The following is a 12,224-nucleotide window of genomic DNA, read 5'->3' on the forward strand; positions in this document are numbered from 1 at the left end:
TTTGATGGCTATTGGTCGTATCCGGATATATCAGTTTTTTTGCCTTACTTTTTTATATTCTTTGCGTTGCATCAATAACATATAACTGACAAATACGGATACTCGAACCTGGCTTCAACTGAGAAACTTCCGCCCTCAGTGCGATATAGCATAGAAGTCAGAACATCGCTTTATACATACTGTCCATTTCCAACGAAGGATCAACTTATGAGTCAGCCTATCCGAAAAATTGGCCTGTTAACTTCTGGCGGTGACGCACCAGGGATGAACGCCGCCATCCGGGCTGTGGTATTAACCGCCGCGGCCCAAGGTATTGACGTTATTGGCTATAAGCATGGTTTTAACGGTATTTTCAGCAATGAATACCAACAAATTCATCGTGCAGAAGTACTGCATATTATCCAACAAGGCGGCACCATTCTTAAAAGTGCGCGCTGTAAACAGTTAGAGCAAGCTGGAGGGCCGGAACAAGCCGCAGAGTTACTGGATAAAAATGGCATCGACGCTTTGATCGTGATCGGCGGCGACGGCAGTTTTCGTGGCTGCCAGGCCATAGCCCCATTTTATCAGGGCCAGATTGTTGGTATTCCGGGTACTATTGACAATGATGTCGATGGCACTGATTTTACCATTGGCTTTAGCACCGCCCTTAATACTGCATTGGATGCTATCGATAAAATTCGGGATACCGCTGATGCCTTTGAACGGATTTTTCTGATTGAAGTAATGGGTCGTCATACCGGATATCTGGCGTTAGCGGCCGGCATTGCCAGTGGCGCAGAGCAAATTATTTGCCCGGAATATGGCGAGGTCGATATCAATGATTTACTACAGGATATCCAACAAATACAGCAGCAGTATGGTCGTAGCAGCTATATTATTGTCATTGCTGAAACTATGTATCCGGCCGGTGCCACCACATTAGCAGCCGAGCTGACCCGAGCGTCCGGAATTGAATGTCGCGCTTGTGTATTAGGGCATTTACAACGGGGTGGCAGCCCGGTGGGCTCAGATAGAATTCTCGCGACTAAACTTGGAGCTTATGCTGTGGAACAATTGTTACTCGGCAACGCCCATCTGATGATGGCAGGCGAACAAGCAGGTCTGGCGGTGTTGTTTCCACTGAGTTTAACCGGAGATAAGAAAAAACAGGCGGACCCTTATTTACTCGACTGGCAGCAGCGCATGCTACAGGACAGCAGCCCGGCGAAAGAGTGAGGCACACAAGCAACACGCTGAATCAAATACGCCAATGTCAAAAACTCAGAACTCAGAACTCAGAAAAATTCTGAGTTCTGATGTTAACGCAACAATCTTAAGAACTAAATACCGTTTTGACCCGATCTTTGTAACTACGGCTGACCTTCACGGCCTGGCCATTGGTTAACATCAGTTGATGCTCGCCGTTTGGCAACATTTGCAGCTTGGCAATGGTATTGACGTTAACGATAGCCGAACGATGCACCCGTACAAACAATCTTGGGTCCAATTCCTGCTCGAGCTCTTTCATGGTGCGACGCAAAATATGGGTCTGACCGTCATTGGTATGAATGCACATGTAATCGCCGGCTGCGTCGACCCAATCGATGCTACCAACCGGTACCCGGGTAATTTCACCACTGTCTTTAATACTAATGGCGTCCGGAAAACGGTCGTTCATCACCGGTTCTTCCTGATCCAGACGTTGCAGAATATTGCCCGCAGCTTCGCCGGTCAGTTTCGCCACGGCTTCCGCTAATTGGCCTTTGTGACGATGGTCGTCTTCGGCTTCAAAAGCTTTTAATAATTTAAACACAGCTGCACGCAAACGTTCAGTTTCAACAGGCTTTAGTACATAATCGACGGCGTTAACGTCAAATGCGTTTAATGCGTACTGATCAAATGCCGTGACAAAAATGATGTAAGGCAATTTTACCTGTTGCTGCTGCAGTGTTTTCAGCACGGCAAAGCCATCCAGCACCGGCATTTCAACATCAAGGAACACCACATCAGGTGACAGCTCCTGGATCGCATGAATCGCTTCTGCACCATTGCTGCATTCGCTGACCACCTGTAACTCCGGAAAAGCTGCTAGTCTCATCAGCATACCCTTGCGCGCTAATGGTTCGTCATCCACTACTACAACTTTAAGCAAGTTCTTCATCGTTCAGTTCCACCTCAAACGGGATCCGGATATTCACTTTTACGCCTTGTGGCTGATTATGCGTCAGCACCAACGAAAAGTCTTTGTCATAAAGTGCTGCTAAGCGCTCGCGCGTATTGACCAGGCCAACACCACCGCTGTCTTTGGGTAAACCATCATCGATTGGCATGCCAGGGCCATTGTCCGCTACTTCAATCAACAAATCATGGCCAAATTTTCGTGCCTTGATGCTGATGGAGCCGCCGGCGGTTTGCGTGGCAACCGCGTATTTTATGGCATTTTCAACTAAAGGTTGCAAAATCAGGCTTGGCACTAATGCCTGCTCGGTATTACCAGCAATATCAAGTTCAATGGTTAATCGCTCAGTAAACCGGACTTTTTCAATTTCCAGATACAAATTCGCCGCATAAATTTCCTGCTGCAACGGTACTTTTTTAATCGGGTCTTTATACAGCGAATACCGCAGGAAATCACTGAGCCGGCTTAGCATCTTGTTGGCGGTATCGGCTTCGTTAATCAACACCAGGGTCGATATGGCGTTGAGTGTATTGAATAAAAAATGCGGATTTAACTGATAACGCAACATTTTCAGTTGGGCTTCATGGGCTTTGTTCGAAGCTGTCAATGATTTTTGTTTTTCCTGCTGTAAGGTCTGATAATAGCGAATGCCAAAATACAAGCCACTCCAGCTGAGCATCACGTAAAAACCAACCGAAGTTTGGCGGAAATACTGGATCCATTCATCTGGCCGATAGCCGTGACGGTAAATTTCCCAGTAGTTGAAATTTTTGATCACGGTCCAGACGCAGGCCGCGACAAAGGCGACAACCATGATTGACAGAATCATCTGCCAAGGGCTCCAGCTCCAAATGCGCTGATACAAATAGCGCAGTGGAATGGACAGCAACCAGCCGGCGTATGCATCAAGCAGCACCACAAACAAGTAGGCTTCACGCATTTCCTGGAACAACGATCCCAGGTATCCAACGACGGCAAAACCCATCCAACCTAAGGTATGCAGGATCCAGAATTGGCGGTTGCGATCTTCGAAAATTCTTTGCAAGGACACTTCTCGTTAAAAACTGCGACTAAAGACGCAGCGATTATACCAAAGAACCGCTTTCCCCCTGCAGCGTTAAACTCAGTGGCCTCACCGTTAGTCGCAACTTTTGTTGTCAATTCAGTCCATAGCCGTAGTCGGCAATGTTGCTGCGACTACCCTGCTTTCCAGGTTTATTAGTACCGGATTCCAAATCGACGCAGAATAAAACCTAAAATCCAGGCCGGGCCAATCAGCAGGAACTGTAAATCTTTAAAAAATGACGGTTTTTTTCCTTCAATATGATGACCAACAAACTGTAACACCCACATCAGAATAAACAGCAACAATGACGCCAGCCACACATCAACACTGACCGCCGATTCAAACCAGCGTAAAAACAACACCACAAAAGCGCTGTAGATAGTCATACCGATACCAATGGCAAACGATAAACTGAAATAAAAACCTAACACCGGCAAGCACAATATCAGCGGCCAGTTAATTTGCTGGGTGGCAAAACCGCTGAATGGCATCGGAATTTGCCACAACAAGCCAAACACCGTTAAGTAAATTAACGGTACGGCCAAAAAGTGGATTTTTTTGTTGGTGGGATTTTGGTGGCTGACCGCGTACTCGGTAAACCATTGTTCAATTGTTTTCATGGGGACAGCTCTACTAGGCTTTTAATGGTTAGACCACTGTAACTCCCCGCCACAAAAACTACAACTTTACCCTTCATCATTAAAGCTGCAGGGTTGTTGGCCGCCTTCACTCACTGGAACGCCAGCCCGGCCCGTCACATAGAACAGCTATGCTCCTGGGTCGGGCTGGCGTTCCAGATTCGTTCAGTTGCCGCGGTTCCACCGTGGCCATTCTGCAACTTCAATGATTTTGGGTAAACCACTGCATCCTTGAAGCTACAGGGTTGTTGTTGGTGGTTTTTATCCCAGCACCGGTGTTGGTTTGCGGTCTGGCCCTAGTGCGACAAAAGTGAAAGTGCCGGAAATTGCTTTGTGCTGGTCGTCGTTGTACATGTTCTCGACAAAAATATCGACCAACACCCTGATACTGGTGCGGCCAACATGCTCAATCCGCGCGACTAGTTCAATGATGCTGCCGGCTGGGATCGATTCTTTAAAATCAACTCTGTCCGATGACACTGTCACCAACGGTTTGCGACAAAAGCGGGTGGCTGCAATAAACGCCGCTTCATCCATCCAGGCCAGCGCTTCGCCACCAAACAAAGTATTGTGATGATTGGTGCGACCAGGAAACACAGTTTTGGTGACCCTGGTCACCGCATATTCAGTGCGGATGGCAACTAAAGCTTCATTGGACATTGCAGACTCCTTTGGCGCAAAAAGCGCGGATTCTAGTGGGCTTCATCAAAAAAGCCAATCAAATCAGCTGCGTTGATTGGTAATATTTTTCGCTGCTAAAAATCGATGACGCGGTCGTTGTTAACGCGCCAGCATCGCCCCAAGCGGCTTGCCACCGACCAAATGCATATGAATGTGATACACCTCCTGCCCGCCGTGGTCATTACAGTTGACGATCAACCGGTAGCCGTCGTCGCTAATGCCCTCTTTCGCCGCCAGTTTGCGCGCCACCGTAAACATTCGGCCAAGCGCCATTTCATGTTGCGGTTCAACGTCGTTGACGGTTGGGATCAACACATTAGGGACAATCAGAATATGAGTTGGTGTGCGTGGGTGAATATCACGAAATGCGGTGACCAGTTCGTCCTGATACAACAATTCAGTTGGAATTTCTTGACGGATAATTTTTGAAAAAATGGTTTCTTCGAACATAGTAAGGTCCTTTTAATCAAGTACTTTGAGTATATACTGACGTTTTTTAGATAACGCCGAGTATAAGTGATGCAACTAGTTGCTTTCCAGCTTTGGATTGAAGATTTAACCGCCCACTTGATTGGGGTTCAGCTGGATTTTCAGCCACCCGGTACGACTTCAAACGGTACTGCTTCATCTGCTAGCCACGAGCCTATCATATTGCAACTGCCTGCGTGGATCCCAGGCAGTTATCTGATCCGTAACTTTGCCAGACATCTCGCTGCACTGACCGCCAGTGATCAGGATGGCGGGTTAACCGTCACGGCCATTGATAAACACAGCTGGCAACTACAAAACCGTGGTTTGCCGATCACCGTTCGTTATCAGCTATATGCCTTTGATTTGTCCGTCCGGGCCTGCTACGTCAACGACCAGGTGGCTGTTATCAATCCGGCTGCTTGTTGTCTGAGTGTGCAGGGAATGGAGCATTGTCCCCAGCAGGTGACAGTGCTTCCGGTGAGTGGCAAACCGCAATGGCAAGTGGCTACCGGGTTAACACGGATGGACAATACTACTTTGCTTGGATTTGGCGATTATACGGCTGGTAATTATCAACAACTCATCGACAGCCCGCTGCTGCTGGGCGAGCTCAATTATCGCTTTTTTGAGATAGCCGGCGTCTGCCATCATTTGGTATTCGTCGGAGCTGTACTGGCTGATTTAGCGCGGATTGAACAGGATTTAACGCTGATTTGTCAGCAACAGGCGGCCGTATTTGGCGGATTGCCTGCTGATCTGCACGAATACTGGTTTTTAAACTGGATCGTTGATCAAGGTTATGGTGGTCTCGAGCATCATAATTCCACTTTATTGCTATGTAATCGTTATGACCTGCCGAACCCGCAACTGCCGGAAGAACTGAGTGACGATTATCAAAATTATCTGGCACTTTGCAGCCACGAGTACTTTCACACCTGGTGGGTAAAACGTGCCAAGCCCAGCACTTTTTTGAACTACCAATTAAACAACGAGCAATACACCAGCCAATTGTGGTTGTATGAAGGGTTTACTTCCTACTACGACGATCTGGCGCTGCTGCGCGCAGGATTAATTCAGCTGCCGCAATACCTGACGACCCTGAGTAAAACCATCAGCCGGGTCAACCGGGCACCGAGTAATTTAAGGCAAAGCCTGGCGGATAGCAGCTTCACCGCCTGGACTAAGTTTTACCAGCAAGACGAAAACGCCATCAATTCAGTGGTCAGTTATTACGGCAAAGGCAGTCTGGTGGCGTTGTGCCTGGATGCGCAGTTGCGGTCAAAGGGATTGTCGCTTGATGGCTTGATGCAGCAATGTTGGCAACAATTTGGTGTCAGCGGCGCCGGCAGCGACGAAGAAGGCTTCTTTTTGCAGCTACTGAGTTACTGCAACAGTCCGGACTTAGTCCAAAGTTGCAGAGCCTGGGTATTGACCACCGAGCCGCTGCCACTGTCTGCATCACTTTCGATACTGGGTATCACGTTACAATGGCGCGCGGCTGAATCGAATAAAGATTTATCCGGCCCGGCGCAAGCGCTACAGTCGGTGCGCGATTTTGGTGCTTTATATCAAGCCAATAGCGAAGGTCTGCAAATCAGCGCCGTCCCTATTGGCTCCGCCGCTTATCAGGCCGGTTTGATGGTGGGCGATTTGCTGATTGCAATCGCTGGTTTTAAAGCAACTGAACAAAACTTTCAGCAACAGTTGCAACGTCTGCCGCTTGGAGAAAGTGTCCAGCTGCATTATTTCCGCCAACAACGGTTGCTGAGTACAGAACTGCAGTTACAGGCAGCGCCTGAGTTGATTGCCTGGTTACAACCTTCTGAAGAAACACCACTGCAACAGCTTTGGTTGGCGGCGCGGTAGTTTACTGCGCCGCAGATTTCTCTGAAAATCAGCCAGCCCTTAGCTAACCCTTAGTTAACGGCTGGTTGATACCCAACTTGTTTGACATAAATAACCATAGATTTCCTGACACTGCTCACCGACTTCAAATATGTAATTCTTTGGAAAAGTCTGAGTTAAGTTTAAAAATGTCTCTCGGTAGCATTCTTTCATTTGTATATTTATCAAATAGATATATTTTGCAAACTATCGCAAAACCGCTATCTGCATTTTGTTCCACATATGAAGTAGCAAGCTGCAGCTTGTTGGTTCAGATTCTATTGGCAAGCGCAAAATTGGCGCTTTTTTCAACAACAACCGATGGAGTTAGTTATGAACAACCAACAAAGGAATATTGGCCAGCGACTGAAAGTTGCGGCCTTGGGTTTGCTGCTGAGTCTCAGCAGTTTTACTGCTGTCGCAGCACCGATTGAACTGAATTTTGAAGGTGCCGGTAATGAAAGCCAACTATTGGATTTTTACAATATGGGGACGGATAGCGCGGGTAACAGTGGTAGCAATTATGGTGTCGGATTTAGCGGCAGTGCCTTGTCCCTGATCGCCGCAGAAGATGGCAGTAGCGGTTTTAGCAATGTGCCGTCAGGTTCGACGGTGCTGTTTTTTGCAGACTCAGCAGCCTGGCTCAATATCGCCGCCGGTTTTAGCGGTGGCTTTTCGCTCTATTACAGCTCAGCGCTGGAGGCCGTGATTAACCTTTATGACGGTGAAAACGGCAGTGGCAATCTGATAGCAAGCTTAAATATCGGCAATCAATTTGACCGTGATTGTGCCGGCGATTCGTTGTTTTGCAGCTGGAGCCTCGCCAGCGTGCGGTTTGACGGTACAGTGCGCTCCATCGATTTTTCGGCTGCCAACAATTGGGCGGCTTTTGACAATCTGACTTTGGGGGTGGCTGCTGTTGACGAGATCCCAAGCCCTACCCCGGCTGCATTGTTTGCAATGCTGTTGATTGTTTGGCGTATCCAGGTCAGGCGCCTACAGCGTTCACCACGTTAACTGTCCGCGATGGTTCGCCGTCAAAAGCAGTTTTCGGTGTATTGCGTGACAAGTTGATACTTAAAAATAAATAACTATAAATCAACAGGATAAAAGACGATGAAATCGACTCACTTAATTACCAGCACCCTGTGTGCGCTAAGTTTTGCTACCCTTGCCGCAGATAATCTCGCAATCACCGGACCCGGCGCCGGTTCAGACGGCACCAGTAAAGGTACCGGCAGTAGTTATGGTTTTGTCAAAGATGGCAACCTCGCCACTTTCTGGCAACCGGCCGGCTCCAGCAATGAGCGGGTATCCGTGAAATGGAGCAGCGCTATCGCCTTTAATCAGGTGATACTGCGTGAAGAAGGCAATGAAGTCACCAGTTGGCGTTTGGTCAATCACGATACTGGCACCGTATTGGCTGCAGGCAGCAGCATTGGCGCTGCGTTGAAAGTAAATCTGGGCGAAGTCAGTATGAAAAAGCTGAATTTATTGATCATCACCGCCAATAACGCGCCAAAAATTGCAGAATTTGAAGTGTATCAAAGTACCGACACCGAAGAGCCTGATCCCATAGATCCTGAACCACCTATTGATCCGGATCCAGAACCGGGTCCTATCACACCACCCGTTGGCAATCCGGACGCGACCGGTAAACCAGTTTGGGGAGCCTTTAATGCCTGTGCCAGCAGCCCGCAAGGTTTTGCCAGTTTACAAGGTGGCACCACCGGTGGCCTGGGTTTACGTTCAACACGCGTCACTGTCACCACCGGCTCACAGCTGGTCGCAGCACTTAAAAACAAAGATCCAAACCGGCCGTTAACTGTACGCGTCAATGGCACTTTAACCATCGCCAATTCCGGCGGCGCCAGCAAGTTTGAAGTGAAAGATATGCGGGACGTCAGCATTATTGGTGTTGGCAATACCGCCTTGTTAGATGGGATTGGTATTAAAATCTTCCGCGCCGACAACGTAATTATCCGTAACTTAAAAATCCGCAATGTCGACACCGGTGACAAAGACGGCATCACTATCGAAGGTCCGGCCCGCAATATCTGGATTGATCACAACGAAATTTCCAACCGATTGGATGTCGATAAAGACCATTTTGATGAACTGGTCAGCGGCAAAAAAGATATTGATAACGTGACTTTGTCATTTAACTACTTGCATACCAGCTGGAAAACTTCACTGTGGGGCTCCAGTGATACTGACGATTATCAACGCCGGGTGACTTTCCATCACAACTATTTTGAAAATGTGAATTCACGGCTGCCGTTGTTCCGGTTTGGCCAAAGCCATATCTACAACAACTATTACCGCAATATGCTGGAAACCGGCATCAACCCGCGGATGGGGGCGATTATCCGCATTGAAAACAACTTGTTTGAACAAGTGACCAATCCGGTGGTGTCGTTTTATTCAGCGGCGCTTGGCTATTGGGATACCAGGGACAATCAACTGGTGAATGCAAATTGGGTAGAAAGCCCGGCCGATGGCGTCATTGCCGGTGCGGATATGTTGCCAACTGGTGTACTTAACCTGCCTTATGACTACAAAATTGTGCCGACCAATGACGTGAAAAACTTTGTGCTGGCGAATGCTGGTGTGGGGAAATGTCCGTTTTAATTTTATCCTGCGATCTTGCAATATTTTTAGATAAAACAGCTTGATGTACGTTGCTGCTGAGCTTCTCAGCAGCAACGTCATGTCGGATCGTTAGATAATCGCAATAGCGCCTTTCCCAACACCTTCATAAGCAACCACTTTGTAGCTGCCGGCTTCCAGATGTTGCAACTGCGAAGCAATATAATCGGCCAGACATTCCACTGTGGTATCACAAGGTACGATTTCACAGTGCGTCGCCGGAATGGTGATTTCAAACTGCCCTTGTGGCGCCTGATACTGGAAACAGTAATCGCCATCCTTTGGTTGCAAATAACGACATTCGCCAGCTGCTATTTGATCTTCAGCAGTGGCCAGATAAATATCCTGCCAACGCTCGGTCCAGTATTTGTTCAGCCGGGGTGACAACATGCCGTTTTGATAAATCTCAATGGTTGAGCGGTGACCATGGGCGATACGCTGACAATTACCGTCATGCTTTTTCAGTCCATGACTGTAGTGGTAGTAAAAACTGGCACTTTTTTCAGCACGCAGCGTAAAAGTTAACTTCTGAACGTTGGTTGGCAGCAAAGGTTTAATCTGCTCAACCAGAAATGCCGCGACACTTTGTTCATTGATGGCAAGAGTATCGATAGCAACGTGCGCCTCTGAGGGCGATGCAATTTGAATCGTCCCCCGCTCACTATGCCAATGCAAAATATCGGTGTGCTGCTCGCTACGGTGCGTCAGACAAGACGCTTGGGCTGGGTAAGCCAGTTTATGATCAACCAGCTGATCGATGGCTTTTTTAATCACTTTTTTGACACTGCCAAAATCAAACACCATCGAAGTCGCGTCTAAATCGCCCTGCAACTCAACATCAACGATATAGCTTTCACCAAGTAACCCTCGTTGCTGACATAAATAGGAAAAATCGATGACGGTTAAATCGCGGACAAATAAAATCATGGTGGACTCGGCTGGTCAAAAAGATGGCGGCATTATACGGCAACTGGCGCGGTATATTAAGTCACTCGTGATTTAGCACTTATAAAATTACTTTTTGTGGTCATTCAGCCAGCCATTGAGTAAACCAATTTGTCCTAATTTGTGGGCCGCATACATCAGACGGATCGCATTGCTGAGTAGTAAACTGTCATTCCACTGCGTTTTGGCCTGAATTTCCTCGTAACAGATCAGGGCCTCTGGCGTCAGGTAACCTCGCAATTCTTTGCGACCCGATTGTTTTTGCCGATCCCGATAGCGTTGTTGCTTTTCAGCGTTACTCAGGCTCTTTTTACCTTGTTCTGTCATGCAATTGATCTCATCGTCAGGTTAAGCTCAGAGAGTTGCAGCAAATTCCTGTTTTCCTTGCAGATGCGAGGCTGTTGACTCCCCCATCTTCAAGGAATTTAGGTATATTTTTTGCTGCAGTGATTGTTTTTATGACTAATCGGACTTGTTTAGCGTACAGCTGTTCGCTAAAGTGACAAGCAATTTTTTTCGGATCAAACATACATGACTCAGAATAGCTTTACAAAAGAAGAATTAATCGCATGTGGCCAGGGCAAATTGTTTGGACCAGGTAACAGTCAGTTGCCAGTCGCGAACATGCTGATGATTGATCGTATTGTGCATATTTCAGAAGAAGGCGGTAAGTACGGCAAAGGCCAGATCATTGCCGAATTCGATATTAACCCAGACCTGTGGTTTTTTGCCTGTCACTTCGAAGGTGATCCGGTCATGCCAGGTTGTTTAGGTTTGGATGCGATGTGGCAACTGGTTGGCTTTTTCCTAGGCTGGACCGGCGGCCCGGGTAAAGGCCGGGCGCTGGGAGTTGGTGAAGTAAAGTTCACTGGACAAATCCTGCCTACAGCCAAAAAAGTGACTTATACCATTGATATGAAACGTGTGATCAAACGCAAATTGTATATGGGCATTGGTGATGGTGTAGTCAGTGTCGATGGTCGCGACATTTACGCCGCTGAAGAATTAAAAGTGGGCCTGTTTCAGGATACTTCGAACTTCTGATAAGAAGCTCCATCCTGCATGCTGATTGAGTGACGCTGCAGCTATACCCAAAATCATTGTAGATTCGGGTAGGCGACGAGTGAGTGAGACTGGAGCGCCAGCCCGGCCCGGAGCATAGTTGTCCTATGTGACTGGGTCGGACTGACGCTTCAGCGAACAAACGAAGGCAACACCCCCGAATCTTTAAGGATGACGGGTATAAAACGACAAACCCCACCATTGGTGGGGTTTCTGTTGATGGACGTTATATAAACGTCGGGATTGTAGTTATTGACCTTTACTGAACAAACCGCCACCGCGGTCTTCCATCGCCTCGCGATATCCCCCTAACCACTGCGAGCGCGCATCTAAATTCTGGTACGGACAAATTTCTTTAGAACGGCCTGTGACACCTGCACGGTAACCTTGAGCATGAGCACGTTCCAGACGATCACGTTTTTGTCTTTTCATACGGCAGTCTTCCTCAACTGTATAATTTAACCAACAGTGCCTCAAACGTTGCGTCTGAACACTGTGATTAATAGATAGCTGCTGTCGCGTAAAGGTTCAACCCAAATCTGTAGCGATAAAACTTGACAACAGCTAACAACCTGAACTTGATTACAATTTAAAGAAAAAATAATGAAATATTTTTTGTAATTTTTCGAAAATATTTCAAAAAGTACCAAATTGCGCCTCTATTGCT

Annotated in this window: 13 protein-coding genes; 5 read left to right on the forward strand and 8 right to left on the reverse strand. The window is 47.5% G+C overall.

Annotation, left to right across the window (positions count from 1 at the left end):
- Positions 1 to 207: 207 nt before the first annotated feature.
- Positions 208 to 1,218 (forward strand): ATP-dependent 6-phosphofructokinase, encoded by a 1,011-nt coding sequence (locus A5320_RS13065; RefSeq protein ID WP_068065495.1) that lies wholly within the window; start codon positions 208 to 210, stop codon positions 1,216 to 1,218.
- 97 nt (positions 1,219 to 1,315) lie between these two features.
- Here A5320_RS13065 and A5320_RS13070 read toward each other — a convergent pair whose 3' ends face one another.
- The 5 genes from A5320_RS13070 to hinT form a co-directional block, all read right to left on the reverse strand.
- Positions 1,316 to 2,143: a LytR/AlgR family response regulator transcription factor gene (locus A5320_RS13070; RefSeq protein WP_068065498.1), complete on the reverse strand. Its 828-nt coding sequence runs from the start codon at positions 2,141 to 2,143 to the stop codon at positions 1,316 to 1,318.
- On the reverse strand, positions 2,127 to 3,206 hold the full coding sequence (locus A5320_RS13075) for a sensor histidine kinase (protein ID WP_068066725.1): 1,080 nt from the start codon (positions 3,204 to 3,206) through the stop codon (positions 2,127 to 2,129). The genes A5320_RS13070 and A5320_RS13075 overlap by 17 nt, the downstream gene beginning before the upstream one ends.
- 173 nt (positions 3,207 to 3,379) lie before the next feature.
- Positions 3,380 to 3,847: an Mpo1 family 2-hydroxy fatty acid dioxygenase gene (locus tag A5320_RS13080; RefSeq protein WP_068065500.1), complete on the reverse strand. Its 468-nt coding sequence runs from the start codon at positions 3,845 to 3,847 to the stop codon at positions 3,380 to 3,382.
- A gap of 279 nt (positions 3,848 to 4,126) precedes the next feature.
- Positions 4,127 to 4,525, reverse strand: coding sequence for an acyl-CoA thioesterase (locus tag A5320_RS13085; protein WP_068065503.1), 399 nt, complete (start codon positions 4,523 to 4,525; stop codon positions 4,127 to 4,129).
- A 120-nt stretch (positions 4,526 to 4,645) separates the two neighbouring features.
- Positions 4,646 to 4,996: a purine nucleoside phosphoramidase gene (hinT, locus tag A5320_RS13090; RefSeq protein ID WP_068065513.1), complete on the reverse strand. Its 351-nt coding sequence runs from the start codon at positions 4,994 to 4,996 to the stop codon at positions 4,646 to 4,648.
- A gap of 69 nt (positions 4,997 to 5,065) precedes the next feature.
- On the opposite strand from hinT, the gene A5320_RS13095 reads away from it, so the two are divergent.
- From A5320_RS13095 to A5320_RS13105, 3 genes are all read left to right on the forward strand, one after another.
- On the forward strand, positions 5,066 to 6,883 hold the full coding sequence (locus A5320_RS13095) for a M61 family metallopeptidase (protein WP_068065515.1): 1,818 nt from the start codon (positions 5,066 to 5,068) through the stop codon (positions 6,881 to 6,883).
- A gap of 351 nt (positions 6,884 to 7,234) precedes the next feature.
- Positions 7,235 to 7,918: a hypothetical protein gene (locus A5320_RS13100; protein ID WP_068065516.1), complete on the forward strand. Its 684-nt coding sequence runs from the start codon at positions 7,235 to 7,237 to the stop codon at positions 7,916 to 7,918.
- Between the two features lie 99 nt (positions 7,919 to 8,017).
- The gene (locus tag A5320_RS13105; RefSeq protein ID WP_068065517.1) at positions 8,018 to 9,532 is read left to right on the forward strand and encodes a pectate lyase family protein; all 1,515 of its coding nucleotides are present in this window, start codon (positions 8,018 to 8,020) and stop codon (positions 9,530 to 9,532) included.
- Between the two features lie 90 nt (positions 9,533 to 9,622).
- Here A5320_RS13105 and A5320_RS13110 read toward each other — a convergent pair whose 3' ends face one another.
- Both A5320_RS13110 and A5320_RS13115 read right to left on the reverse strand, forming a co-directional pair.
- Complete coding sequence (locus A5320_RS13110; RefSeq protein WP_068065518.1) at positions 9,623 to 10,477, reverse strand: 6-pyruvoyl trahydropterin synthase family protein; 855 nt, start codon at positions 10,475 to 10,477, stop codon at positions 9,623 to 9,625.
- A gap of 87 nt (positions 10,478 to 10,564) precedes the next feature.
- Entirely contained in the window at positions 10,565 to 10,822 is a 258-nt protein-coding gene (locus tag A5320_RS13115) for a hypothetical protein (RefSeq protein WP_068065519.1), read from the reverse strand.
- Between the two features lie 204 nt (positions 10,823 to 11,026).
- On the opposite strand from A5320_RS13115, the gene fabA reads away from it, so the two are divergent.
- The gene (gene fabA, locus A5320_RS13120) at positions 11,027 to 11,539 is read left to right on the forward strand and encodes a 3-hydroxyacyl-[acyl-carrier-protein] dehydratase FabA (RefSeq protein WP_068065520.1); all 513 of its coding nucleotides are present in this window, start codon (positions 11,027 to 11,029) and stop codon (positions 11,537 to 11,539) included.
- A gap of 267 nt (positions 11,540 to 11,806) precedes the next feature.
- Here the strand turns inward: fabA and rmf are convergent, their stop codons facing one another.
- On the reverse strand, positions 11,807 to 11,989 hold the full coding sequence (gene rmf, locus A5320_RS13125; protein ID WP_068065521.1) for a ribosome modulation factor: 183 nt from the start codon (positions 11,987 to 11,989) through the stop codon (positions 11,807 to 11,809).
- Positions 11,990 to 12,224 lie beyond the last annotated feature (235 nt).

The sequence above is a fragment of the Rheinheimera sp. SA_1 genome, from assembly GCF_001669775.1.
GTDB lineage: Bacteria > Pseudomonadota > Gammaproteobacteria > Enterobacterales > Alteromonadaceae > Pararheinheimera.